We start from the raw sequence: 23782 nt of genomic DNA on the forward strand, positions 1-23782 counted from the left end.
CCCTTTCGCCACATCGACGGACAAGCCGGCGATGCGCAGACAAAAGGCAAACACGGTTCGAACCTTTCATTGGAGCTTGTTGCTCCGTTGTCCGGTTTTCACCCGTCTCATGCAGGCCCACATGAATTAAGGCCCTCCTCTTGAATCAAGATTTGGGCCGCCCGCAATCTCGGACAGGATGTCCGGAAGCCTTCCGGCTTCCGGTACCGGGCCCAGGATAAATCCAAGGCCCGGAATTCAGTCACGGACCGGCCTTCGAGCGGCCGATCCAAATGGTCCAATCAGGACGCGGCGAGCGTCGAGACGTCGAGCTTGAGGCCCGGGCCCATCGTCGAGGTGACAGACACCTTCTTGACGTAGTTGCCCTTGGCGCCAGTCGGCTTTGCCTTGGTCACCGCATCGGCGAAGGCACGGACGTTCTCTTCCAGCGCCTTGACGTCGAACGAGACCTTGCCGACGCCGGCATGAACGATGCCGGCCTTTTCGACGCGGAACTCGACCGCGCCGCCCTTCGAGGCCTTGACGGCCGCGGCGACGTCGGTGGTGACGGTGCCGACCTTCGGGTTCGGCATCATGCCGCGCGGGCCGAGCACCTTACCGAGACGGCCGACGAGCGGCATCATGTCCGGCGTGGCGATGCAGCGATCGAAATCGATCGTGCCCTTCTGGACGATGTCGACCAGATCCTCGGCACCGACGATGTCGGCGCCGGCGGCCTTGGCCTCTTCAGCCTTGTCGCCACGGGCGAACACGGCGACGCGGACCGAGCGGCCGGTGCCGTTCGGCAGGTTGACCACGCCGCGGACCATCTGGTCGGCATGACGCGGGTCGACGCCGAGGTTCATGGCGACTTCGATGGTCTCGTCGAACTTGACCGAGGAACGATCCTTGAGCAGCTTCAGCGCATCACCGAGCGCGTAAGCCTTGTTGGGATCGATGCCTTCACGGGTCTTCGATACACGCTTTGCAATCTTTGCCATGATCTTAGCCCACCACTTCCAGACCCATCGAGCGGGCGGAGCCCTCGACCATACGCATGGCCGCTTCGACGTCGTTCGCGTTCAGATCCTTCATCTTGGCGGTCGCGATTTCGCGAACCTTGTCGCGCGAAACGGTACCAGCCTTGACCTTGCCCGGTTCCTTCGAGCCCGACTTCAGGTTCGCGGCCTTCTTCAGGAAGTAGCTCACCGGTGGCGTCTTCATGACGAAGGTGAACGACTTGTCCTGGTAATAGGTGATGACGACCGGAACCGGCGATCCCTTTTCCATTTCCTGGGTCTGCGCGTTGAACGCCTTGCAGAACTCCATGATGTTGATGCCACGCTGACCAAGCGCCGGGCCGATCGGGGGCGACGGCGTAGCCGATCCCGCGGAGACCTGGAGCTTGAGCTGGCCTGCAATTTTCTTAGCCATCTCTTTTCCTGCCTTTGTCTATGCCGGCCCCACGATCTGGGAAACACCGGCGGTTGCAGTCTGGTGGTGCGGTTCTTGCGGCCGGCTAAAGCCGCCTTCGCCTCCCACCGTTCTCGAGGCCGCGCGCTGCCGCACCGCCTCCCCTGATCGCCAGACCGGCATCAGGGATTTCGGATCAGCCCTTTTCGACCTGTCCGAATTCCAGATCGACAGGCACGGCGCGCCCGAAGATCGAAACTTCCACCTTGAGCCGCGCCCGCTCCTCGTCCACTTCCTGGACGAAACCGTTGAACGACGCGAAGGGGCCATCCGAAACGCGGATCGCCTCGCCGATCTCGAAGGTGACCGAGGGCTTCGGCCGCTCGACGCCTTCCTGCACCTGGTTCAGGATGCGCTGCGCTTCCGCCTCGGTGATCGGCACCGGCTTGGAATCTCCAAGGAAACCGGTGACCTTCGGCGTGTTCTTGACCAGCGAGAACACGGCGTCGGTCAAGTTGGCCTTCAGAAGCACATAGCCCGGGAAGAACTTGCGCTCGGCGTCGACCTTGCGGCCGCGACGAACCTCGACGACCTTCTCGGTCGGCACCACGATCTGCTCGATATCGGCAGACAGGCCCTTCTGCTTGGCCTTGTTCTCGATGTCCTCGGCGACCTTCTTCTCGAAGTTCGAATAGGCGTGGACGATGTACCAGCGCGTAGCCATTTTTACGACTTCTCCGTAATCGCCGGACTTAACGTCCAATGCCCAGAATCTGCTCGACCGCGAGGCCCATGAGCTGATCGGCGGTGAAGAAGAAGATCATCGCGATCACAGCGAAGGCCAGGACCATGATCGTCGAGATCATCGTCTCGCGGCGAGACGGCCAAGTCACCTTGGCTGTCTCCGCGCGAACCTGCTGGAGAAAGACGAAAGGATTTGTGGTTTTCGAAGCCATATGCCGCCTGTGTTCAAGACCCGTTGGCCGGGCCCCCTGGATGATCCCGCTGGCCGGGACGTGCCGCCTGAGCCCAATCTCGCGCCGAATCAGCGCAATCATTTCGCCCATGCAAATCAGACGCGTAAAGCCGGCTTCCCAGCTTCACGCGTCGCGTGTCTGTTTCGTCTACATAAAACCGATTCTTGATCCACGCAAGTGGCAAGTGCCCGCTTTATGACCAAACGCCGCCTCGGAACCATCCAGTCGTTCCCTCCCGGCTATGGCGCCTTTATGCCCCAATCGGCCCAATATGGCAAGCGGGTCGCCGATTTTCAAAGGCCGCCCGAAAAAAATCGTTGTACTGCCATCTTGGAAAAATGGCACGGGCAGCAGGGCTCGAACCTACGACCTGCGGTTTTGGAGACCGCCGCTCTACCAACTGAGCTATGCCCGTACACGCGCGCCTCGGCGCAGCAGGGGCTTCCTAAAAGCTTCCGCACGCTCTGTAAAGAGCGGTTTGCAGCAAACATGCCTTAACCCTGCGCCAGAAATCGGGATAGTCGACGACCAGCCCATCGGCACCGATCTCCAGCTCCCGCCAGAAGTCGCTGGCGCGCGATTCATAGAGGTATCGCCTGCCCTCTTCGAGGCATGTGTAACGCTGCGGGTTGCACACGACCGCGCCAGCGCACGATCCTGGCATCTTGCGGCATCGATCATCCACCTCCCCGGTAACCGGAAGCTACTTTGCGTCCGGCACCCGGTACGGCCCGCCAGGCACGCCCCAGTCCCAGGCCGGCATCGGTTCGGTCTCGGGATCGCAGGTCTCGCCGAGATTGGAATTCATCTTGGCCAGCCGCGATCCCCATTCGACATAGCCCATGAAGGCTGAACGGAATTCGGGATCGTCCGGCAGGCCGACCTCATCCGCCGCGTCGGCGAGAAGATTGATCCAGCGGCGGCGCTGCTCCTCGGTCAAATGCTTGCCCAGGTGGTGCATGACCATTTCGCGGTGGCCGCCAAATTCCTCGCTGTAGGTTTTCGGTCCACCGAAGACCTCGCCGATGAAGGCCGCGACGTGGGCGGGGTGATCCGGCGACATGTGCTTGAACACCGGGCCAACGACCGGATCTCGTGCCACCTTGTCGTAGAAGGTTTGCGTCAGCCGGTTCAGTGCCTCGCTGCCGCCGGCCCATTCGTAGAGTGTCGGAACGTCCTGGCTCATTTCGCTTCCTCTGTCCGGCCCCCGAAACGATGGTGACGATGACGATAGCGGAAATACCGAGGACGGCTCAACCTGCCTCGATGGCCAGTCCGGACGCTACAGCTTCGCGTGCGCGTCGGCCTCGGCGTTGGCTGACGGCATGACCCGGCAGTTGTCCGGCTTCGGCGCCGACTTGCAGATGGTGGCGCCGGTCAACTCGTCCGCGGACTGGCGCCCGGTCGCCAACCCGAATTTCAGCATTGTGTCCTGATCGAGCTGTCGTTGGCTCGTGGAGAGTTGCATGGCCGCAAACAGGCCGGGCCCGATCGTCATCTCCTTGAGATAGGCCTTGATCTTCTGCGGCTGATCAAGCGAACCCACGCTGAGGCGTACATCCGGCCCGACGAGGCGCCTGGCGCCGGCAGCAACCATGATCGGGCAGGCAGAAGCGCATTCGGCCCCTGAATCGATGGTGAGACCGGTGTGGACGCCATCCTTGGCCAGGCAATTCGCCGAGGGTTCACAGTCGACGAAATCGGTGCGGGCGACGACCACGTCGAGCTTGCGTTCGCGGATCAGCCTGCCGGCGGCAAGCGCGCCCTCGACGTCGCCGCCTTGCGAACTGATCACGATCGGCAGCCTCCGCCCGCCCGCGGCATCGAGTGCAGCGCGCAGCCACTCTGGCGTGTCGCCGGTGATCGTGCCTTCCGCCGATATCCATTCCGGACAGTCGGGATTGCAAAGCGGGTTGCTGCCGCGCACGATGATAAAGCGCATTTCCGAGCCCTTCGGCGGCTCGGTCCCGGTTGGTTGAGGAGGAGTGTTGGCCTCGACGGTCGGGACGTCGGCCCGCCTCGCGTCCTTGTTACCCGGCATCTCCCGGCAGTTCGCCGGCACTGGATTTGCCTCGCAGACGGTTCCGGCGGTGAAGAGATCGACGGAATCAAGGGAGGTGACGAGATTCATCCCGAGCATGTCTTCCAGAACCAGCTGATGGATTTCGCTGGCCGGCGTGTTCTTCATCGTTTCAAGCACACCATCGCCTATTCCCATCTCCTTCAGATAGGCTGAGAGCCGCTCCTCAACCGCCTTGCTCATTTCGTAGGTCTTGTAGCTGCCTGCGTCCTTCCGGCTGATCACTTTGGTGCTAATGATCTTCTTCTTGCCGTTCACGATCCGGTAGGTGGTCCGGTACAGCAACTTCTCCCGCTGGTAGGTGGTAGTGATCTGGTGGACGCCGAGATAGGCGAAATCCCCGACCACGCGCCGGATACCGCCAGAAAACATCAGCGGGCAGGCCGAATTGCACATGGCGCCACTGTCATAAGCCATGCCGAGATAGTCGACACCCTTGCCCGCATTGCAGTCCCTGATCTCCGGCGCGCAACCGGAAAGCGCCGTCGTGCCGACGGCTATATCGAGCTTGTTCTCGCGGATCATCTGACCTAGCGCCAGCGCAGCGTCGACATTGCCGCCGGGAGAGTTGACGACGACTGGCAGTTGTCGGCCTTTGAGCATCCTGAGCGCGCGCTTGAACAGCGCCGGCGTGTCCGCCTCTATGGTGCCTTCCGCCGAAATCCATTCCGGGCAATTTGGTTCGCAACCGGGGGCGCTGCTGCGCACGACGACAAAACGCATCGACGGAATCATGTCCGATGTCTCGTCTCCGGCATGCGCTGCAAAGGAGACCAGCCCCGTGGCGACCGCAAGCGCGATGCTGACCAGCGCTCGCCACCACCATGCATTCCTGTCCAAACGGCGCCTTGGAACCACTGTTGGCAAAGCCCCCTCTATGCAACCTATACTAGTTGCAGCCATGGCGCTTGCAACAGTTTTGAACCAACCCTCGCAATACTTGCGCTGCCAAGCGCACGAAAAAGGGCGGCCCGAAGACCGCCCTTTTCTTGTCGATCCGGCAGAAGCCGGTCTCGATTATTCCTTGATGGTGACGACGATGCCGGCACCGACGGTGCGGCCGCCTTCACGGATGGCGAAGCGCAGCTTCTCTTCCATGGCGATCGGCACGATCAGCTCGACATCGACCGTGATGTTGTCGCCAGGCATCACCATCTCGGTGCCTTCCGGCAGCGACACGATGCCGGTCACGTCGGTCGTGCGGAAGTAGAACTGCGGACGGTAGTTGGTGAAGAACGGCGTGTGACGGCCACCTTCGTCCTTGGTCAGGATGTAGGCTTCGGCCACGAACTTCTTGTGCGGCTTCACCGTGCCGGGCTTGGCCAGAACCTGGCCGCGCTCGACACCTTCACGGTCGACACCGCGCAGCAGCGCGCCGATGTTGTCGCCAGCCTGGCCCTGGTCGAGCAGCTTGCGGAACATTTCGACACCCGTGCAGGTCGTCTTGGTCGTCGGACGGATGCCGATGATTTCCAGCTCCTCGCCGACCTTGACCACGCCGCGCTCGACGCGGCCGGTCACGACCGTGCCACGGCCCGAGATCGAGAACACGTCCTCGATCGGCATCAGGAACGGCTTGTCGAGCGGACGAACCGGGGTCGGGATGTAGGCGTCGACCTGAGCCATCAGCTCGCGGATTGCGTCCTCGCCGATCGTCTTGTTCGAATCCTCGAGCGCTGCCAGCGCCGAACCCTTGACGATCGGAATGTCGTCGCCGGGGAATTCGTTCTTCGACAGCAATTCGCGAACCTCGAGCTCGACCAGTTCGAGCAGCTCGGCATCGTCGACCTGGTCGACCTTGTTCAGGAACACCACGATCGACGGCACGCCGACCTGACGGGCAAGCAGGATGTGCTCGCGGGTCTGCGGCATCGGGCCGTCGGCGGCCGACACCACCAGGATCGCGCCGTCCATCTGCGCGGCACCGGTGATCATGTTCTTCACATAGTCGGCGTGGCCGGGGCAGTCGACATGCGCGTAGTGGCGGTTGGCCGTCTCGTATTCGACGTGAGCCGTCGAGATCGTGATGCCGCGCGCCTTCTCTTCCGGCGCCGCGTCGATCTGGTCATAGCGCTTGTATTCGCCAAAATACTTGGTGATCGCAGCCGTCAGCGACGTCTTGCCATGGTCAACGTGACCAATCGTGCCGATGTTCACATGAGGCTTAGTGCGCTCGAATTTACCTTTTGCCATAGTCTCTTTCCTTGGACGGCCTGGACCTTCAGTTCAGTCGAATGCGGGGCGATTAACGAGAAAGGCCAAAAAACACAAGCGTCTTTTGGCCAAGCGCCATCTCACTCGGCCAGAACCCATGATCCGATTGCGGGGATATGGCGTTGATATAGGGAACCGCCGTTGAAAATGGAATGGGCGAAACCCTGGCGGAACGACGGGAGGATTCCGCAAGCCCGGGCATCCGTCACTGTCGGATTTGTTGGCGGTTCATGGCCCATTGCGGCGGCGATCCGCGTCTGATTTCCTGCGCCGATGCATTTCATCCCGACTGCCATTCGCGGCCCGCTGTTCATGATCGTCTCGACCGGGTCATATCTGGTCAACGACACGATGATGAAGCTCGCCACTGCCGGTTTGCCTTCCTACGAAGTGCTCTTCCTGCGTGGTGCCGCGGCAGCGCTATGGGGCTTTCCGCTGTTGTTTGCGCTCGGCTACGGCAAGCAGGTCCCGCTGATCTTCGACAAGCGGGTGCTGGGCAGAAACCTGCTCGAGCTGGCGGCGATCCTCTGTTACGTCGTCGCGCTCGCCAACATGCAGATCGCCGATTCCACCGCGCTGGGGCAGATAACACCGCTGCTGATGCTGGTCGGATCCTCGATCCTGTTCGGCGAGCGTATCGGCGGCCAGCGCATGGCGCTGATCGGGCTGGGCTTCATCGGCGCGCTGATGGTGGCGCAGCCGACCATGCAAGGCATTTCGGTCTACGCCTTGCTGGCGCTCGGCAACGCGACATTCGCCGCCGCCCGCGATCTGGCGGGCCGCAAGATCACCGCCGAAGTGCCAGGAATGATCGTGGCGATCTCGGCGGTCGTCGTGGTCCTGATCGGCGCCGGCGCCGCGCATCTGGTTTCCGAGCGCTGGGTGGCGCCGGAGGCGCACCACCTGCTGCTGATGGCGGGAGCCGGTTTCTTCCTGATCTTCGGCCACTTCTTCATCTTCATGGCCTATCGCATCGGGCCGACCGGAGCGGTAGCGCCGTTCTACTACTGCTTCACGGTCTGGGCCGTCATTTCGGGCCTGCTGGTGTTCGGGCAATTCCCCAATGCACTGGCGGTCTGCGGCATCCTGCTGGTCGTCTGCAGCGGGCTGACCATCGTGTCGCTGGATCAGCGCAAGCGTCGCCTGGCCGTGGTCGCCTGATCCGCGGCGGCGCACCGGCATTGTAGATTCCAAAGCCGTGGGCGCAGGCAGCACCGACGGCGGATTACCGCAATTCAGGATTCGGCAGAGCTGGTAATCTGCCGATCAAGTCTAAATCGTCCGCTTGCCGCTGAACTGATGGTAGGCCCAGAGGACAACGACCGCGCCGACCACGGCGACGATCAGGCTGTAGATATTGAGGCCTGTGACGCCCGAAGCACCGAAGGCGCTGAAGATCAGGCCCCCGACAATGGCACCGACGATGCCGAGCACGATATCCATGATCATGCCCTGACCGGTCTTGTTGACGATCTTGCTGCCGATGAAGCCGGCGATGACGCCGAGAATGATCCAGCTGATGATACCCATTTTTTCCTCTCCATCCCTCCGCCAACCGGACATTTTCATATGATTGTCAAAAGCTCAAGCCAGCTTGAAATTCCGCCCGAATGCGCCATTGTTGGCGACGGGCTGGGCTTGGTTGAAATGGAGGATCCACTATGGGACTTTTTGACAACGCCGTTCCCGGCGGCAACATCACCAAACCGCTGATGATCGCGCTCGGTGCGCTGCTGGTCGGAAAGATGCTGAGCGGCAGAAGTGCCGAACAGCCGGACCAGCCTCAAGCTCCCGCGCCGGCCGATCCCACACCCGTCGGAACCGCCTCGGGTGACGGCGGCCTGCTCGGCGGACTGGGCGGCCTGCTCGACAAGCTTAGGAATGCCGGCCATGGCAATGTCGCCGACTCCTGGGTCGGCACAGGGCAGAACCAGTCGATCAATGCCAATGAGCTGGGCAACGCGATCGGACCGCAGGTCATTCGCGAGATCTCCCAACGGACAGGGCTCGACGAGCAGGAACTGCTCAAGCAATTATCCGCGGCCCTGCCCGGCATCGTCGACAAGCTGACGCCGAACGGCCAGGTGCCGCAGCAGCACCAGGTCGCGTCAGCGTTCAACAGCTAGCGCGGCACGCCTCGATGCCTGAAACACTGCGCGCCTGCCGCGCAGTGTTTCAGCTTACCCATGTGTAGCTAAAAATCTGGAGCGGGTAGCGGGAATCGAACCCGCACCAAGAGCTTGGAAGGCTCATGTGATACCATTTCACCATACCCGCGCACGCAGGCCCTAGCTATTCGACAAGGTTCCGAAGGTCAAGAAGCCTCTCGCGATCCAAACCGATATTGCAGGCCAGGCTCGACGTCATTGTCCGATCAACGTCAAGCCAAACAGAACGACTAACCACAAGCCTGTCGCTGCTACCGCCAGCCGGGGCAAGATGCCCTCGCTGGTCAATTGCATGAACAAAATGGCGATGATCGCGGCCTTGGCCGCGGCGATCGCCAGGTTGAGCGCCGAATTCAATCCACTGAGGTCGAGGAACGACGAGCCGACCGTCAAAGCCAGCAAGGCCAGGAGCCCGAGATAGGCGAATGTAAGCTTGCGCATGTGGTTCATCGGTTGATCAGATAGAGAACGGGAAACAGGAAGACCCAGACGACATCGACGAAATGCCAGTAAAGCCCGATTGCCTGGACACGATGAGCGCGGCCGGCCTCCGCCGTGCGTGGCCAGAGCAGGAGCATGCCGGCAATCACGGCGATGCCGCATATCAGGTGCAGCGCATGCAGCGATGTCATGGCGAAATAGAGCGCGAAGAAGAACTCGGCATGCGCCGGATCTGGGCCTGGGAAGCTGAACGGCGCGCCAAGGACCGGCGCCAGGCCCTCCTCGAATTCCCTGCCGTACTCGATGGCCTTGACGAACAGAAAGACAATTCCAAGCAGGGCCGTGCAGATCAACGCGCAGACGGCCGGGCGCCAACGCCGGCTGGCCGTGAACATGTGAGCAAGCGCCATTGCGAAGCTGCTGGTCAAAAGAACAGCCGTGTTCAGCGTGCCGAGCGGCAGCGATAGATGTTGTGATGCAGCGGCGAATGCGGGTCCGTAGCTCGACCGTGCGAAGAAAAACACCAGCAGGATCGCGCCGAACAGCATCGCCTCGGAACCGATGAACACCCACATGCCGAACGTGTCGGCAGCCTTCTCGCGGGCCTTTGTATCGAAGGCGACACTTTCGGTACTCATCAGGCTTCGTCCTTGTGGGGACTGAATGTCTCGTGCTGCAACCCTTTCATCGCATAGTCATAAGCGGGCCGGCTGACGCTCGGCATGGTGTCGAAATTATGCGGCGGAGGTGGTGAAGCCGTCTGCCATTCGAGCCCGGTCGCGCTCCACGGGTTGGCGGGCGCTCGCGCACCTCGAAACATCGACCAGCCGAGATAGAACAACGGCATCAGGTAGCCCACCGCCAGCACCACCGCGCCAGCCGACGACAGGACATGCCAGAACTGAAATTCGGGCGGATAAGTGTGATACCGCCGTGGCATGCCGAGAAAACCGAGCACGAATTGTGGAAAGAAGGTCAGGTTGAAGCCAAGGAAGGTGACCGTCGCGGCGATGCGTCCCCAGGTCTCGGAATACATGCGGCCGGTCAGTTTCGGCCACCAGAAATGCAGCCCCGCCATGTAGGCCGTCACCATGCCGCCGACCATGATGTAGTGGAAATGCGCCACGACGAAGTAGGTGTCGTGGACATGGACATCGATGGCGAGCGCTGCCAGGAACAGCCCAGCCAGCCCCCCAAAAGTGAACAGCGCCAGGAAGAACAACGCATAGAGCATCGGCGTCTCGAAGCTGATTTCGCCCTTGCGCAGCGTCAGGCTCCAGTTGAACACTTTTATCGCCGAAGGGATGGCGACGCAGAACGACAGGAACGAGAACAGCACGCCGGCATAGGCCGATTGGCCGGAGACGAACATGTGGTGGCCCCAGACGAGGAACCCGAACACCGCGATTGCCATCGAGGACAAGGCGACGGCCTTGTAGCCAAACAATGGCCGGCGGCTGAAACAGGGCAACACCTCCGAGACCACGCCCATGCCGGGAAGGATCATGATGTACACGGCCGGATGCGAATAGAACCAGAACAGATGCTGGAACAGCAGCGGGTCGCCGCCAAGCGCCGGGTTGAAGATGCCGATGCCGAAGACCCGCTCGAGCACGATCAGGAGCAGCGAGGCGGCCAGTACGGGCGTTGCCAGCACCATCACCAGCGCGGTGGCGTACATCGTCCAGACGAAGATCGGCAGCCGGAACCAGGTCAGCCCCGGCGCGCGCAGCGTATGGATGGTGACGATGAAATTGATGCCGGTCATGATCGTCGAGAAACCGACGATGAAGACGCCAAGGGCCGCCATCGACACGAAACCATTGGCATAAAGCGTCGAGAGCGGCGTGTAGAAGGTCCAGCCGGTGTCGACGCCGCCGGCGAGCACCGAGGCCAGGGCAAAGGCACTGCCGAGGATGAACACATACCAGCTGGCGAGGTTGAGACGCGGAAAGGCGAGATCGCGAGCGCCGATCATCAATGGCAAAAGGAAATTGCCTAACGTCGCCGGGATCGACGGCACCAGGAAAAACCACACCATGATGATGCCGTGCAGGGAGAACAATCGGTTGTAGGTGTCGTCGGAGACGAGGTCGCCGGCAGGCGTGGCAAGCTCCACGCGCATCAGCACGGCAAAGGCGCCGCCGAGGAAGAAGAACGCCGTGAGCGACACCAGATAGAGCCAGGCGACGCGCTTGTGGTCGGTGGTCAACAGCCATGCGGCAGGACCGGCGCCCTCGCCAAGATAGCTCGAAGGCCTCAGCGCTTCGGTGCTCATTGGATCGCCTCGTTCTTGGTCGCCGCCCGCGGTGAAAGCGATTTGAGATAAGCGAGCAGCATCTGCATCTCGCCCTCGTCGACAATTCCATCGAAGCTCGGCATCACCGGATCGTACCCGGCGGCGATTTCCTTCTTCGGGTCGAGGATGGAATCGCGCAGATAGCGTTCGTCGGCGATGACGGTCTGCTGGTTGTCCAACGCCACCGGCCGTCCGAAGACCCCGGCGAGATCCGGCGCCCTCACCTTGCTGGACTTTTCATGGCAGCCGGAACAGCCGAGCGCCCGAAACAGTTTTTCACCATCTGCCGCGAGCGTGTCGCCCTTGCCCTGGTTTTCCAGCCATGTCGCATAATCTTCCAGCGGCATCACCGTTACCCAGCCGCCCATTTCCGAATGCTGGGTGCCGCAATATTGCGCGCAGAACAGATGATAGCGCCCCGGCTCGTCGGCGATGAACCAGACATGCGTGGTGCGGCCCGGCACGGCGTCCTGCTTGACCCGGAAGGCCGGTACGAAGAACGAGTGGATGACATCCTGCGATGCCAACGAGACGATCACCGCCTTGCCGACCGGCACATGCAGCTCGTTGATCTCGCGTTGGCCGCCGGGATGGCGGAACTCCCACATCCACTGCTTGCCGAGGCCGGCGATTTCGAGCGCATCGAGTGGCGGATGTTCGCGACGCAGGAACAGCACGGCGCCCCACCCGAAGATGACGAAGGCGATCAGCAGGCTCGCTACTGTCCAGGCCACCTCCAGGGGCAGGCTGCGCGCTCGCTCGCCGGTTCGTTCGGCCCTGGAGCCGGCGCGATATTTGATGGCATAGAAGACGACGAGGCTCGCCAGGAAGATCCCCAAGGCCGCGGTGAACGCCAGCAAGGCGTAGAACAACGTGTCGACGCTGCCGGCGATCGACGATGCCTCGGGCGGCGTGAAGGGAATGCCGAAGCTCAAACCCGCCTCCCCCGCGTCAGCATGAAAAGGCTGGCGCCGAGCACCAGCAGCATTGCCAGTCCCGCTATCTTCAGAACCGCCTGTATCGTCGAGGTGTACTGCCCTTTCGAGGTATCGAAGCCGGCGCAGAGCAGGAAGACATGGTCGGCGATCGATCCCAGCCGCCCTGCCGACGCCTCGACCAGAGCGAGCCGCAGATCGCGCGGCTCGAAGGTCAGCGCTGGCAGCACCTGCGCGATCCGCCCTTGCGGCGTCAGCGCGATGACGGCGATCGGATGGACGTATTGGGCGATGCGGTCACGCCGGTCGAAGGTGATGCCGGCCTCCGATGCAAGGTCGGCACCCGCGCCATCGGCGCTGGTCAGAAAACGCCAGGCCGACAAGCTGGCCTGACCGGCGGACCCCGCGACCTCGCTCCGGACGGAGGCCGCATCTCCGGCGGTTTCCGAAGGATCTATCGAGACGAAAAGCGCGTGATAGGTCGAAGGATCCAGGCCGGTCTTGTTCAGATCCGAGGCCACGGCCTGCTGTGTGACACCGCACAGGTTGGGACATTTGTCATAGCCGAAGATGACGAGCGCCGGCCGACCTTCGAGAATGCCCGATAACGGCGTCTGCTTGCCGGAGCTGTCTTGAAAAACCCGGTCGAGATCGAGTTGGGCGCCGATTTGCGGATCGAAAGACGGTCGCGCCGCGGCACTGGCGGCAGTTGGAAGAAGCAGCAAGAGTATCAGCAGCCCCAAACGCGTCATGGGCTCGCTCCCGTGGCCGGTGCGGCTTGGCTCGGCTGGCGCGCCTTGTCGTTTGGCTGCGCGGTGAATGATCCGGCGTGGCAATTGCTGGCCTGTGGCGCGCGTGGAACCTGGCCTTCGAGCAAGGCGCAATCCTTACCTGCCGAAGCGGCCGCGCCCGCCCAGTCCGGCAGACCTTGCGCCGCAACCAGCTTCATCGCGTCTTCGATTGGAATGCGCGCTATGCCGGCACCGCGGTCAACCCAGGCAAGCTTGCCGAGTTCCTCCTCTTCCTGTTTGCGGACTGCCGCGAGGTCGGCTCCCGGCAAGTGCTGTAGTGCGGGACCTGCTTGGCTGGCCTTCTCGGTATTCACCAAGGGCCTGTATGGCGCCGTATCGAAAATCAGCTTCAGCGCCAGCGCCGCAAGCGCCAGAAAGACCAGCAGGGCGATCCCAAAGAGCAGCAGGGTGCGTGGCCAGACATCACGCGTTTCGGGATGCAAGGCCTTAGCCACGGACCAGCCTCCTGCGCCACATAGCGATCCGATCCGGCCTCGCCCAGAGATAGAGGAAACACGCACACCACGCGCCACCCGCCCCTGCGAACGCCGCAAGGTCCGGCCAGGACAATTGCGCGCCGGCTGCCGACAGCGACGGGCGAACGCGCCAGACGACGTCGAGGAAATGTCCGGCAAGAACGGCCGCGCCGAGCCCCAGCAGGCCGCGATGGCTGCGTTTGACCGAGCGCATGAGGAAAGCGAAGAACGGCAAGACGAATTGCAGCGCGATCAACAACCAGAGCAGATATTGCCAGCCGTCCTGGCCACGAAGCACGTACCAGTGGATTTCTTCCGGCAGGTCGCCGGCCCAGACGATCAGCCACTGCATGAAGGAGAGGTAGGCCCACATCAGCATGAAGCCGAACAGCATATTGGCGACGTCTTCGCCAAGCGCCACGTCCTCCTCGCCACCCGGCATCGTCTCGACCGCGCGGCCGGCGGCCAACACGACCAGAGCCGATGCGCACGCGCCAACGACTTCGGCCGCCGCTTCGAGCATCGCGTAGATGGTCGACGTGAACTCCGGCCCGATCGATAGCATCCAGTCGATCGCAAGCATTGTTACGGCCAGGCCGTGGACGATGAGTCCGATCGCATAGCCGGTGGTGGTCCCCTGTCTCGATCTGTCGCCATCAGGCTCTGTCCAGCCGATGACGAGCCAAGCGAGCACCAGCCAGGCCAGTGCGCACGCCAGGAAGCGACCGACGAAGAATGGCACGTTGAGATAGGCGAGTTTCTGCCGCACCGCTTCCGGCAGTAACGCAGGGTCCGCTCCCGCCCAGGGAAAGACCAGATCGAGCCGCGCAAGGGTCGGCAGGAGCAACAGCAGCGCCACCGGCAGCGTCGCGACGATGGCGCGCAAGGGCGGACGCAGCACGTCGCCCCAGCGACCGCCGGTCAGGCCATGGACCATCAGGACAGTCATCGCGCCAAGCGGCAATCCGACAAGGAACAGGCACATCGTCAGCCAACCGGCAAACGTCGTGCGCGGATCGAGGAAAAGTCCGACACCGCAAAGCAGAAGCCCTGCGGCGGCCACCACGGCCAACGGCGCAAAATATCCATCGGGCCATGGGAGACCTCTCATCGCGCGGCCTCCGCGTCGAGTTTCGCGCGAAGGGTCTCCGGCAGCGCATCGGCGGGTGCATGGCGTGAATACTGCAAGGCCCTGATATAGGCGACGATCGCCCAGCGATCGGTCGGTGGCACCCGCGCGGCATAGGAGTACATCGCGCCATAGCCATTGGTGATCACATCGTAGAAATGACGATCGGCTGCCTTGCGCAGCGCGTCCTGATGATAGCTCGGCGGCGCCGGGAAACCGCGCTGGACCACCATGCCGTGACCGTCGCCGGTGCGGCCATGACAGGGAGAGCAGAAGATGTCGAAGCGTTGCTGCCCGCGCTGGAGCAGCGCCATGGTGACCGGGTACGGAAATTTGTCCGGCGTTGCCGCGATGTCGGCGTCGCGCGCCACGGCGCCTTCGACCGGCGTCCGGGCCGACATGCCGTCGGCGAATTGCTTGCTGGCGTCGAGCGGGTTGTAACGCGGTTGGTCGGCCATGTCCTGTTTGCAGCCGGCGAGCAGCAGGAGGAATGGCACAAGTAGCGTGCGCCGTTTCATGCCTCCACCTCCTCGACCGTCTCCGCGCCAAGCCGCGTCAGCTGTCCCTTGGTGACGCCCTTGCGGTATTTCGGATCGGCCGCTTCGACGAGCAGGTAGAACTTGCCGCCCCGCGCATAAGTGAAGGTCTTGGCATTGAAGACTGGATGGTAGTATCGCGGCAAACCGTTCGCCCAGAGCATGCCCACGAACCCGGCCAGGGCGGCGCCCAGGATGGCTGCCTCGAAGGCGATCACCGTAAAAGGCGGCCAGGAATGCAGCGGCCGGCCGCCGACATTGACGGGGTAGTCGATCTCGACCGAATAGAGTATCAGTGCGTAGACCAGCAGGCCGCCGGCAATGCCGCCCGCCAGCACGGCCCATGGCAGCCGAGTCCTTGGCATGCCCAAAATCCCGGCAAGGCCGCGCACCTCGAAGGGCGAGAACGCGTCCATGCGCCGGTAACCCTTGTCGCGCATCGTCCGTGCCGCTTGCGTCAGCGCATCGGGATCGGCGAATACCGCGATGACGCCATGCAGGCTCATGCGGCCCCGCTTTTCTCTTCGACCAGTTCCTCGACCTCGAAGATGGTGATCGCCGGCAGGATGCGGATGAACAGGAAGACCAGCGCGAAGAAGGTGCCGATCGAGCCGAACAGGATGCCGAAATCGAGCCAGGTCAGCGACTGTTCGCCCCAGGACGATGGCAGGTAATCGCGGCTCGGACCAGTCACCACGATGACGTAGCGCTCCAGCCACATGCCGATGTTGATGACGAGCGCGATCGAAAACAAAATCGGCATATTGAGCCGCACGCGGCGCAGCCAGAGCAGCTGCAGCGCGATGCAATTGCAAAACAGCATGATCCAGAACAATGGCGCGTAAGGACCAACGGCGCGCTGGACCATTATGGCGCGCTCATAAGGCTGCCCGGAATACCAGGCGAAGAATGCTTCCGACGCGTAGCCGTAGATGACGATCATGCCGGCCGCGATCATCAGCTTGGCGGCGTTCTCCATGTGGCGCAACGTGATCAGGTCTTCGACCGCGAAGGCCCAGCGCAAGGGAATGGCGATGGTCAGCACCATGGCAAAGCCGGAGAGCAGCGCGCCGGCGACGAAGTAAGGTGGGAAGATCGTCGAGTGATAACCCGGTGCGATGGCAAAGGTGAAGTCGAGCGCGACGATCGAATGCACCGAGACGACCAGCGGCGTGGCGAGCGCCGCCATCAGGAAATATACGGTCCGATAGCGCGCCCAGTGGAAGGCCGAGCCGCGCCAGCCAAGCGCCAGGATGCCGTAGAAGAGTTGCGCGGCGCGTGATCTGGCGCGGTCGCGCAGCACGCCGAGATCCGGCAGCAGGCCCATGTACCAGAACAGCAGCGAGACGGTGGCGTAAGTGGCGATCGCGGAAAAGTCCCATACCAGCGGACTGCGCCATTGCGGCCAGTGCATTTGCGTATTGGGCAAAGGCAGCAGCCAGTAGAAGAACCATGGCCGGCCGAGATGCAGGATCGGGTAGAGCCCGGCCATTGCCACGGCAAACAGCGTCATAGCTTCGGCGAAGCGGTTGATCGAGGCGCGCCAGGGCTGGCGCAGCAAAAGCAGCACCGCCGAGATCAGCGTGCCGGCGTGGCCGATGCCGATCCACCAGACGAAGCTGGAAATCATCGTGCCCCAGGCAACGGGGATGTTGATGCCGTAGGCGCCGACGCCGACCGAGATCAGATAGGTGATGGAATAGAGGAAAAGCAGTACCAAGGCGAAGCAGACGAAGAACGCGGCCCAAAAGAAGCGCGGCAGCCTGCCTTGCAGGACGATCGCGCTGATGCGGCCGCTGATCTCGGGGAAATCATGGTGGCCGCGCAGCACCGGTGCTCGCGGCTGGGCTTTTTCGGCTCTGGCGGCGACCGCTTCAGCCATCGCCGGTCTCCGCACCAGGTTTGCCGGCGATCCCGGCGTTCGAATTGCTGATCTTGCCGAGATAGGTTGTGCGCGGCCGCGTGTTCAGCTCTTCGAGAAGCGCATAGTTATGCGGCGCGGCTTTCTCGCGCGATACGTGAGAATCCTTCTTTTTTATATCCCCGAAGGTGATGGCCTGCGTCGGGCACGCCTGCTGGCAGGCGGTGACAACTTCGCCGTCGCCGATCTCACGGTTCTCGATCTGCGCGCGAATGCGCTTTTCGGCAATGCGCTGGACGCAATAGGTGCATTTTTCCATGACGCCGCGCGAACGCACGGTGACGTCAGGGTTCTGCACGGCCTGCCGTGGCCCCGCGCTGTCCTTGTCGAATTCCTGGTATTCGAGGAAATTGAAGCGACGCACCTTGTAGGGGCAGTTCTGCGAACAGTAGCGCGTGCCGATGCAGCGGTTGTAGACCTGCGCGTTCAGGCCGTCATGGGTATGGATCGTTGCGTTGACGGGACAGACGACCTCGCACGGCGCCTTCTCGCAATGCATGCAGGGCACCGGTTGGAAGAAGATGTCGGGGTCGTCGACAGCGCCGGCATAATAGCGGTCGATGCGCAGCCAATGCATCTCGTGACCGAGGGCGGCTTCATCCGGTCCGACGGTTGCGATGTTGTTCTCGGCCTGGCAAGCCGATACGCAAGCCATACAGCCGATGCAGGCCGAGAGGTCGATCGACATGCCCCAGGCTTCCTGGTCGTATTTCCAATCGGGGTACAGCGATTCCGTCGGCGTCGGCGGCACGCCTTCACGGACGAAATGCGGATTTTGCCTGAAGGCGTCGAGCGTCGCGTGTCGCACGATCGCCCTGCCCTCCATCGCCTGATGGTGCTGGGTCGTCACCACGCGCGCCGAACTGTCGCGCGCGGCCAAGACGAGGCCATCGGCAAACCAGGGAGCCTCGGCGGTACGCAGGGGGAAAGCATCGTAACCACCCGACAGCGCGGCGACCGAACCGACCTTGCGGCCAAAGCCGAGCGACAGCGTCACCGTGTCGTCGGGCTGTCCGGGCATGATCCAGACCGGCGCGTCCAGATCCTTGCCCCCTCGCGCCAGATTGACCATTTGCCTGTTTTCTAGTTCCAGGCGCTGCGCGGTCGCCGGTGAGATCAGTGCCGCATTGCCCCAGACAAGCTTGCTCAGCGGACGGGGCAGTTCCTGCAGCCACGATGAATTGGCGTGACGGCCATCGCGCAGCCAGGGGTCGGCCACGAAGCGGAGCTCCAGCCGATCGGCAACGGAGGCATGCGGCGTGGGACCGCCGATATCCGCCGGCATCGAGACGGCGACAGGAGCAGTGACGGTATTCGGCACGACACCATCGCGCAGTGCCTTTCGCCAAGCCGGCTCGTCCATGGCCGCCCATGTCGCGCGTACCAGGACCTGCATATCGGCATTGAACTCACCGCCGAGCGCCGCCAGCAGTTGATGCAGGCTCTTGCCGCCGAACAGAGGTTGGATCAGCGGCTGCACGATCGAGGCCGTGCCATCATACGCGCGGATATCGCTCCAGCTCTCCAATTCATGCGCGGCGGGAATGTGCCACTGCGCCAGAAATGCGGTCTCGTCGCGATAGAGCCCCCAGTGGAAGAGAAGCTTCAGCTTCAAAAAGGCCTTGCGTACATCGACGTCCGACGGCGCCGTATGCAAGGGATTGGAACCGAGCACCATGGCGCTGTCGACCGATCCGGTCGCGATGGCCTGGCAAAGCGCGGCAAGGTCGCCGTCGATCGGCATGGTGTCCGGCGGCTCGATGAAGTCCAGCGTATTGCCGATGGCTCCAAGTCTGGCATTCATGGCAAAGGCAACGGCATGGACAAACGGCGTGTGATGCGCGCCAGGCATCACCAGTGCGTTGCGGCCGGCGCTGCGGAGATCGTCGACAAGCGCGTTGATCCATTCCGGGCCGAAGGGTGACAAGCTGGCCGCATGCAGGTCGCCTTCCAGGGCAGCCTTGATTGCGACGGCAACGCCCTCGACGGCACTCGGTCTGACAGCACGGCGAAGATCCGCCGCCGCACCCGTGATTGTGGGTGTCGACTCGACGACGTAGAGACGGCTCATCGTGTCCGTCGATTGACGCACGCGCCGCCGCCCGGCGAAATCGCGGGCGTAGGCCAGACGCCCCGGCCCTTCGCCGAGGAAATCGGCATCAAGGCTGACGATCACATCGGCGCGGTCTAGATGGTAGATCGGCGTCAGCGGCCTGCCGAACAGCTTGGCCGTTGCCTGCTCGTTCGCGCTGGCTGCAAGCGGATCGTGCTTGAAGACGCGAAGTTTGGGATAGCGCTGCCTGAGCGATCCGATCTGCGCCTTGGTCGTCGGCGACGTTGTTGCCTCGATCAGCAGTGCCAAACCTTGTCCGCCCGAAGCGGCCAATCCGCCGGCAAGCTCCGCTATGTCCTTGAGAAAGTCGCCGTAACTCGCCGGCTCGCCTCGCCTTAGCGGCGTACGCGACCGTTCGGGATCGAACAGCGACAGCACCGCCGCCTGCATGATGGCGTCGGTAGCGCCGCGCGACGCCGGATGATCCGGATTGCCCTCGACCTTGGTCGGCCGGCCTTCATGGCTCTCGACAACCGCGCCGATACCGTAACCATCGCTGGAGAGTGCGGTCGCATAGTAGAGCGGCTTGCCTGGAATGATGTCTTCCGGCTGGCGCACGTAAGGCACGATGCGCTCCGCTTCGCTGCAGGCGGTCAGACCGGCCAGCGAAAGCGACGCGCCCATCAGCTTCAACAAGGTGCGCCGGTCGAGACTGAACGGCAGGCGTTCGGCGATCGCTGGAAATTCCGCCTCGACGAAGCGCCGGAACTCCGCCGTTTCGGCCAGTTCGTCCAGGCTCCGCCACGGCTCGCGTCCCGTCGCGGCCCGCCGCAATGCCGCTAGATCCGTGGCTGGGAACGGCTTGATGTCAGCGATGGCAGACATAGCAATCCGTCATCGTCTCGGGGTGGATATCAAGGATGCTGATCAGGGAACGCCTGACCTCTTCGATGTCCTGTGGCGGTTTCCAGTGCAGCTGAAAGACATCCTGCGGCGGACGGAGATTGGGACCGGGATCGCGATGACAGCCCAGGCACCATTCCATCGACAGCGAATGCGCGCGCTGCATCAGCGGCATCTCATCGACGTCGCCGTGGCAGGTCTCGCAGGCGACGCCCTTGGCGATATGGATGGAGTGGTTGAAGTAGACGAAATCCGGCACGGAATTGACGCGCTGCCATTGCAGCGGCTGACCTGAGGCAAGGCTTGCACGCACCGGTGCCAGCATGTCGGCATCGGTGAAGAGTTGCGAATGGCAGGTCATGCACACCTCTGTCGCCGGCAGTCCCGCCGAAGCCGACGTCTCGACGCCATTGTGGCAATAGCGGCAGTCCAGTCCGATATCGCCGACATGGTGCTTGTGACTGAACGGGACTGCCTGTGCCACGGGCCGGCCCACGCCGGTGATGAACCCCGAACGCAAAAGTGCCGTGCCGCCCATGGCCGCGAAAATCGCGAAGAAACAAAGTCCCCACAACACGAAGCGGGCAATTCCATTGGCATTGCTGGAAAAGACCTGCGGCATCCCCTCGCCGATTTGCATGTTTTTTGGATCGAGCGCCTAACGGCGGGGACGTGCCAAAGGTTCCGTAGGCGCGGAATGCTCACAAAATGGTGACGTTCGGGCGCTGCCGAAAACAGCAGCAAACCGCAACCATGCGCAATGGCGGGCGTTCGACATGATCACGATAAATGCCACGTGGAAATGTCGACATGACACACGCCAATCCAACCCCCCCCACTCTCACCCGCTCAGGTCTCGCCTTCTGGTGGTCAATGTTCATAGGCGTATTGCTGGTGATACTTGGCTTGCTGATCGGCGCAGGCGGCGCCTGGCTGATCGCGCTGGGCGGGTCTTGGTACTACCTGCCTGCCGGAGTGGCGCTCCTGGTCGCCGGGATTTTGCTTTTGAGTGGCAATGCCGCAGGCGTCTGGCTTTACGCCCTAACCTGGATAGCGACGCTTGCCTGGGCCTATTGGGAAGTGGGCATGGACGGCTGGGGGCTGATGCCCCGCGTGCTCGCCCCGACAATTGTCCTAATTTTCGTTCTGCTGACCTTGCCGGCCTTCAGCGCTGACCGCGCGAAGCGCGTTCGCGACGCTGCGTACGCGACCACATCCGCTGGCGTTGTCATTGTCGGCTGCGCAATCGGGCTCCATCATTTCACGCTTGCGGCACAATCGCAGGAAGCGATCGCTCCTGCCACGCCGCCAGTTGGAGGCGCGGTGGAAACCGCCCCGCCGGCTCAGGCCGACACCGCGATCCATCAGGCTGGATCGAATTGGTCTGTCTACGGCGGCTCGGAGCTGGCGACGCGGTATTCACCCCTCAAACAGATCACCGCCGGCAACGTGGCGAAGCTGACCAAGGTTTGGGATTTCCACACCGGCGACATGCCAAGCAAGGCGGCGGCCGACAAATACTCTCCGGAAAACACACCGCTTGAGGTCGACGGTCATCTCTTTGCCTGTTCGGCCAAGGGTATCGTCATCTCCGCCAATGCGGCGACCGGCAAGGAGGAGTGGCGATATGATCCGAAAGTGTCCGACGACGCCATTCCGTACGGCGCCAGCTGCCGCGGTGTCGCCTATTACGCCGCTCAGGGAGCAAACGCCGAGCAGCCATGCGCGACACGCATCCTGTGGGGCACGCTCGATGCCAGGTTGATCGCCATCGATGCCAGGACCGGCAAGGCATGCGGTGATTTCGGCCAGCAAGGCGTCGTAGACCTCACCCAGGGGCTCGGCAAGACGGTTCCCGGCTGGTACTCGGTGACCGCGCCGCCGACCATCGTGCGCGGCATAGCCGTGCTTGGCGCCCAGGTGAAGGACGGACAGGCTGAAAATGCCCCGTCGGGCGTGGTGCGCGGCTATGACGTGATATCAGGCAAACTGGTCTGGGCGTGGGACATGGGCCATCCCGACCGCACCGGCGCGCCGCCCCAAGGCGCCACTTATACGCGCGGCACGCCCAATATGTGGACCGTCGCGGCCGCCGATCCTCAGCTCGGCTATGTCTATTTGCCGCTCGGCAACGCCTCGGTCGACTATTACGGCGTGGATCGCAAGGACTTCGAAAATCAATACAACTCCTCGATCGTGGCGATCGACGTCGCCACAGGCAAGCCGGCCTGGCATTTCCAGACCGTTCATCACGACCTTTGGGATTACGACCTCGGCTCGCAGCCGACGCTCGTCGACTTCCCGACAGCTGATGGAAAAGTCGCCGCAATCATCGTGCCGAGCAAACAGGGCCAGATATACGTGCTCGACCGTAAGACCGGAAAATCGCTCTTCCCGGTCGAGGAGCGGCCGGTTCCGTCGGGTGGTGTCGAACCCGAAAAGCTGTCCAAGACGCAGCCCTACTCCGGCTATGCGCATCTCGACCAGCCGGTGCTGACCGAGAAGGACATGTGGGGCATGAGCCCGCTCGACCAGCTCTACTGCCGCATCCAGTTCCGACAGGCCTCCTACCAGGGCGAATATACGCCGCCGACCGTGGACAAGCCTTTCATCGAATATCCCGGCTACAATGGCGGTTCCGACTGGGGCAGCATCGCTGTCGATACCGATGACGGCATCCTGATCGCCAACTACAATGACATGCCCAACTACAACCAGCTGCTGCCGCGGGAAAAAGCCGATCAGATCGGTTTCAAGTCGATCGAGCAGGGCGGCGGTTCGCAGAAGGCCAAGGACATGGGCGATCCGCAGATGGGATCGCCCTATGCCATCGCCGTCAACGCGGGTTGGCGACTCTCGACGGGACTTTTGTGTTCCGAACCGCCTTATGGCCACATCCGCGCCATCGACCTGAAAACTGGCAAGACGCTGTGGGACAAGCCGCTTGGCGAGGCGGTCAAGAACGGCCCATTGGGCATCCCGTCCATGCTGCCGATCGACATCGGCACGCCGAACAATGGTGGGCCGCTCGTGACCGCGGGCGGGCTGATCTTCATTGCCGCGGCGACGGATGACAAGCTGCGCGCCATCGACATCAAGACTGGCAAGGTGGTTTGGCAAACAGACTTGCCGGCAGGCGGCCAGACCACGCCGATGACCTATGAAGTCGGCGGCCGGCAGTACGTCGTGATCGCACCTGGCGGCCACCACTTCATGGAGACGAAGGTCGGCGACGAGGTCATTGCTTACGCATTGCCCGCGGGCTGAGCCGGTCCTCAGGGAGCCTGAGGGCCTGGCTTGAGATGCTCTCGGCACGGTCATCCCACAGATGCCACCTGGCCCCGACAGCTTGTTGGCAGAGGAAGCCGAAGCGCGTAGTCGATGCCGTGCGCCGTCTATTCCGCCACTGCTCCGACATGAGGTGGCACGACAAGGTATCGGGCCGGCGCTATACCGCGCGCCACCGC

General features: G+C 62.6%; 24 protein-coding genes and 2 tRNA genes. 3 read left to right on the plus strand and 23 right to left on the minus strand.

Features of this window, described 5'->3' with window-relative positions; all coding sequences use genetic code 11:
• Window positions 1–281 precede the first annotated feature (281 nt).
• The 9 genes from rplA to tuf form a co-directional block, all read right to left on the minus strand.
• The gene (rplA, locus tag FJW08_RS19505; RefSeq protein WP_140811897.1) at window positions 282–980 is read right to left on the minus strand and encodes a 50S ribosomal protein L1; all 699 of its coding nucleotides are present in this window, start codon (window positions 978–980) and stop codon (window positions 282–284) included.
• A gap of 4 nt (window positions 981–984) precedes the next feature.
• Window positions 985–1413: a 50S ribosomal protein L11 gene (rplK, locus tag FJW08_RS19510; RefSeq protein ID WP_010909262.1), complete on the minus strand. Its 429-nt coding sequence runs from the start codon at window positions 1411–1413 to the stop codon at window positions 985–987.
• 175 nt (window positions 1414–1588) lie between these two features.
• The gene (gene nusG, locus FJW08_RS19515; protein ID WP_015317996.1) at window positions 1589–2116 is read right to left on the minus strand and encodes a transcription termination/antitermination protein NusG; all 528 of its coding nucleotides are present in this window, start codon (window positions 2114–2116) and stop codon (window positions 1589–1591) included.
• A gap of 28 nt (window positions 2117–2144) precedes the next feature.
• Window positions 2145–2348: a preprotein translocase subunit SecE gene (gene secE / locus FJW08_RS19520; protein ID WP_027146633.1), complete on the minus strand. Its 204-nt coding sequence runs from the start codon at window positions 2346–2348 to the stop codon at window positions 2145–2147.
• Window positions 2349–2708: 360 nt separating this feature from the next.
• Window positions 2709–2784: transfer RNA gene (locus FJW08_RS19525), tRNA-Trp, on the minus strand.
• Window positions 2785–2814: 30 nt separating this feature from the next.
• A complete protein-coding gene (locus tag FJW08_RS19530) occupies window positions 2815–3033 on the minus strand; it encodes a putative glycolipid-binding domain-containing protein (RefSeq protein ID WP_246682438.1) in 219 nt (72 codons plus the stop codon).
• Between the two features lie 39 nt (window positions 3034–3072).
• Entirely contained in the window at window positions 3073–3555 is a 483-nt protein-coding gene (locus FJW08_RS19535) for a group II truncated hemoglobin (RefSeq protein WP_140811898.1), read from the minus strand.
• Window positions 3556–3651: 96 nt separating this feature from the next.
• On the minus strand, window positions 3652–5172 hold the full coding sequence (locus FJW08_RS19540; protein WP_246682444.1) for a hypothetical protein: 1521 nt from the start codon (window positions 5170–5172) through the stop codon (window positions 3652–3654).
• A gap of 294 nt (window positions 5173–5466) precedes the next feature.
• Complete coding sequence (gene tuf / locus FJW08_RS19545) at window positions 5467–6642, minus strand: elongation factor Tu (protein WP_013895701.1); 1176 nt, start codon at window positions 6640–6642, stop codon at window positions 5467–5469.
• Between the two features lie 294 nt (window positions 6643–6936).
• Between tuf and FJW08_RS19550 the strand changes: the two genes are divergently transcribed.
• Window positions 6937–7824, plus strand: a complete 888-nt coding sequence (locus FJW08_RS19550) for a DMT family transporter (protein ID WP_140811900.1) — start codon at window positions 6937–6939, stop codon at window positions 7822–7824.
• Window positions 7825–7935: 111 nt separating this feature from the next.
• On the opposite strand, the gene FJW08_RS19555 is transcribed toward FJW08_RS19550, so the two are convergent.
• A complete protein-coding gene (locus tag FJW08_RS19555; protein ID WP_127279958.1) occupies window positions 7936–8193 on the minus strand; it encodes a GlsB/YeaQ/YmgE family stress response membrane protein in 258 nt (85 codons plus the stop codon).
• Between the two features lie 131 nt (window positions 8194–8324).
• Here FJW08_RS19555 and FJW08_RS19560 point away from each other — a divergent pair, with 131 nt between their 5' ends.
• The gene (locus tag FJW08_RS19560) at window positions 8325–8789 is read left to right on the plus strand and encodes a YidB family protein (protein ID WP_140811901.1); all 465 of its coding nucleotides are present in this window, start codon (window positions 8325–8327) and stop codon (window positions 8787–8789) included.
• A gap of 77 nt (window positions 8790–8866) precedes the next feature.
• On the opposite strand, the gene FJW08_RS19565 is transcribed toward FJW08_RS19560, so the two are convergent.
• The 13 genes from FJW08_RS19565 to FJW08_RS19625 all read right to left on the minus strand — a co-directional run bounded on the left by FJW08_RS19565 (window position 8867) and on the right by FJW08_RS19625 (window position 20937).
• A tRNA-Gly gene (locus tag FJW08_RS19565) sits at window positions 8867–8940 on the minus strand.
• 86 nt (window positions 8941–9026) lie between these two features.
• Complete coding sequence (locus FJW08_RS19570) at window positions 9027–9272, minus strand: cytochrome C oxidase subunit IV family protein (RefSeq protein ID WP_181178677.1); 246 nt, start codon at window positions 9270–9272, stop codon at window positions 9027–9029.
• 5 nt (window positions 9273–9277) lie between these two features.
• Window positions 9278–9910, minus strand: a complete 633-nt coding sequence (locus tag FJW08_RS19575) for a cytochrome c oxidase subunit 3 (RefSeq protein ID WP_140811902.1) — start codon at window positions 9908–9910, stop codon at window positions 9278–9280.
• Entirely contained in the window at window positions 9910–11550 is a 1641-nt protein-coding gene (gene ctaD / locus FJW08_RS19580) for a cytochrome c oxidase subunit I (protein WP_140811903.1), read from the minus strand. Before ctaD ends, FJW08_RS19575 begins: the two co-directional genes overlap by 1 nt.
• Window positions 11547–12506 carry a cytochrome c oxidase subunit II gene (gene coxB, locus FJW08_RS19585; RefSeq protein ID WP_140811904.1) on the minus strand — a complete coding sequence of 320 codons (960 nt, stop codon included), beginning with the start codon at window positions 12504–12506 and terminating at the stop codon, window positions 11547–11549. Before coxB ends, ctaD begins: the two co-directional genes overlap by 4 nt.
• Entirely contained in the window at window positions 12503–13258 is a 756-nt protein-coding gene (locus FJW08_RS19590; RefSeq protein WP_140811905.1) for an SCO family protein, read from the minus strand. The genes coxB and FJW08_RS19590 overlap by 4 nt, the downstream gene beginning before the upstream one ends.
• Window positions 13255–13752 (minus strand): hypothetical protein, encoded by a 498-nt coding sequence (locus FJW08_RS19595; protein WP_140811906.1) that lies wholly within the window; start codon window positions 13750–13752, stop codon window positions 13255–13257. Before FJW08_RS19595 ends, FJW08_RS19590 begins: the two co-directional genes overlap by 4 nt.
• Complete coding sequence (locus FJW08_RS19600; protein ID WP_140811907.1) at window positions 13745–14884, minus strand: hypothetical protein; 1140 nt, start codon at window positions 14882–14884, stop codon at window positions 13745–13747. The genes FJW08_RS19595 and FJW08_RS19600 overlap by 8 nt, the downstream gene beginning before the upstream one ends.
• A complete protein-coding gene (locus tag FJW08_RS19605) occupies window positions 14881–15420 on the minus strand; it encodes a cytochrome c (protein ID WP_140811908.1) in 540 nt (179 codons plus the stop codon). Before FJW08_RS19605 ends, FJW08_RS19600 begins: the two co-directional genes overlap by 4 nt.
• Window positions 15417–15944 (minus strand): DUF3341 domain-containing protein, encoded by a 528-nt coding sequence (locus tag FJW08_RS19610; protein ID WP_140760243.1) that lies wholly within the window; start codon window positions 15942–15944, stop codon window positions 15417–15419. Before FJW08_RS19610 ends, FJW08_RS19605 begins: the two co-directional genes overlap by 4 nt.
• Window positions 15941–17320, minus strand: coding sequence for an NrfD/PsrC family molybdoenzyme membrane anchor subunit (nrfD, locus tag FJW08_RS19615; RefSeq protein ID WP_140811909.1), 1380 nt, complete (start codon window positions 17318–17320; stop codon window positions 15941–15943). The genes FJW08_RS19610 and nrfD overlap by 4 nt, the downstream gene beginning before the upstream one ends.
• Complete coding sequence (locus FJW08_RS19620) at window positions 17313–20297, minus strand: TAT-variant-translocated molybdopterin oxidoreductase (protein ID WP_140811910.1); 2985 nt, start codon at window positions 20295–20297, stop codon at window positions 17313–17315. The genes nrfD and FJW08_RS19620 overlap by 8 nt, the downstream gene beginning before the upstream one ends.
• Complete coding sequence (locus tag FJW08_RS19625; RefSeq protein WP_140811911.1) at window positions 20281–20937, minus strand: cytochrome c3 family protein; 657 nt, start codon at window positions 20935–20937, stop codon at window positions 20281–20283. The genes FJW08_RS19620 and FJW08_RS19625 overlap by 17 nt, the downstream gene beginning before the upstream one ends.
• A 251-nt stretch (window positions 20938–21188) precedes the next feature.
• On the opposite strand from FJW08_RS19625, the gene FJW08_RS19630 reads away from it, so the two are divergent.
• On the plus strand, window positions 21189–23582 hold the full coding sequence (locus FJW08_RS19630; protein WP_281408447.1) for a membrane-bound PQQ-dependent dehydrogenase, glucose/quinate/shikimate family: 2394 nt from the start codon (window positions 21189–21191) through the stop codon (window positions 23580–23582).
• The last annotated feature ends 200 nt before the right edge of the window (window positions 23583–23782 follow it).

Source organism: Mesorhizobium sp. B3-2-1, from assembly GCF_006439515.1.
Taxonomy (GTDB): Bacteria; Pseudomonadota; Alphaproteobacteria; order Rhizobiales; family Rhizobiaceae; genus Mesorhizobium.

What these genes read in the sequence shown, in the direction of transcription:
- rplA (WP_140811897.1), bottom strand. Translation starts at nt 980, where the DNA reads ATGGCAAAGATTGCAAAGCGTGTATCGAAGACCCGTGAAGGCATCGAT.
- rplK (WP_010909262.1), bottom strand. Translation starts at nt 1,413, where the DNA reads ATGGCTAAGAAAATTGCAGGCCAGCTCAAGCTCCAGGTCTCCGCGGGA.
- nusG (WP_015317996.1), bottom strand. Translation starts at nt 2,116, where the DNA reads ATGGCTACGCGCTGGTACATCGTCCACGCCTATTCGAACTTCGAGAAG.
- secE (WP_027146633.1), bottom strand. Translation starts at nt 2,348, where the DNA reads ATGGCTTCGAAAACCACAAATCCTTTCGTCTTTCTCCAGCAGGTTCGC.
- FJW08_RS19530 (WP_246682438.1), bottom strand. Translation starts at nt 3,033, where the DNA reads ATGCCAGGATCGTGCGCTGGCGCGGTCGTGTGCAACCCGCAGCGTTAC.
- FJW08_RS19535 (WP_140811898.1), bottom strand. Translation starts at nt 3,555, where the DNA reads ATGAGCCAGGACGTTCCGACACTCTACGAATGGGCCGGCGGCAGCGAG.
- FJW08_RS19540 (WP_246682444.1), bottom strand. Translation starts at nt 5,172, where the DNA reads ATGCGTTTTGTCGTCGTGCGCAGCAGCGCCCCCGGTTGCGAACCAAAT.
- tuf (WP_013895701.1), bottom strand. Translation starts at nt 6,642, where the DNA reads ATGGCAAAAGGTAAATTCGAGCGCACTAAGCCTCATGTGAACATCGGC.
- FJW08_RS19550 (WP_140811900.1), top strand. Translation starts at nt 6,937, where the DNA reads ATGCATTTCATCCCGACTGCCATTCGCGGCCCGCTGTTCATGATCGTC.
- FJW08_RS19555 (WP_127279958.1), bottom strand. Translation starts at nt 8,193, where the DNA reads ATGGGTATCATCAGCTGGATCATTCTCGGCGTCATCGCCGGCTTCATC.
- FJW08_RS19560 (WP_140811901.1), top strand. Translation starts at nt 8,325, where the DNA reads ATGGGACTTTTTGACAACGCCGTTCCCGGCGGCAACATCACCAAACCG.
- FJW08_RS19570 (WP_181178677.1), bottom strand. Translation starts at nt 9,272, where the DNA reads ATGCGCAAGCTTACATTCGCCTATCTCGGGCTCCTGGCCTTGCTGGCT.
- FJW08_RS19575 (WP_140811902.1), bottom strand. Translation starts at nt 9,910, where the DNA reads ATGAGTACCGAAAGTGTCGCCTTCGATACAAAGGCCCGCGAGAAGGCT.
- ctaD (WP_140811903.1), bottom strand. Translation starts at nt 11,550, where the DNA reads ATGAGCACCGAAGCGCTGAGGCCTTCGAGCTATCTTGGCGAGGGCGCC.
- FJW08_RS19590 (WP_140811905.1), bottom strand. Translation starts at nt 13,258, where the DNA reads ATGACGCGTTTGGGGCTGCTGATACTCTTGCTGCTTCTTCCAACTGCC.
- FJW08_RS19600 (WP_140811907.1), bottom strand. Translation starts at nt 14,884, where the DNA reads ATGAGAGGTCTCCCATGGCCCGATGGATATTTTGCGCCGTTGGCCGTG.
- FJW08_RS19605 (WP_140811908.1), bottom strand. Translation starts at nt 15,420, where the DNA reads ATGAAACGGCGCACGCTACTTGTGCCATTCCTCCTGCTGCTCGCCGGC.
- FJW08_RS19610 (WP_140760243.1), bottom strand. Translation starts at nt 15,944, where the DNA reads ATGAGCCTGCATGGCGTCATCGCGGTATTCGCCGATCCCGATGCGCTG.
- nrfD (WP_140811909.1), bottom strand. Translation starts at nt 17,320, where the DNA reads ATGGCTGAAGCGGTCGCCGCCAGAGCCGAAAAAGCCCAGCCGCGAGCA.
- FJW08_RS19620 (WP_140811910.1), bottom strand. Translation starts at nt 20,297, where the DNA reads ATGTCTGCCATCGCTGACATCAAGCCGTTCCCAGCCACGGATCTAGCG.
- FJW08_RS19625 (WP_140811911.1), bottom strand. Translation starts at nt 20,937, where the DNA reads ATGCCGCAGGTCTTTTCCAGCAATGCCAATGGAATTGCCCGCTTCGTG.
- FJW08_RS19630 (WP_281408447.1), top strand. Translation starts at nt 21,189, where the DNA reads ATGTTCATAGGCGTATTGCTGGTGATACTTGGCTTGCTGATCGGCGCA.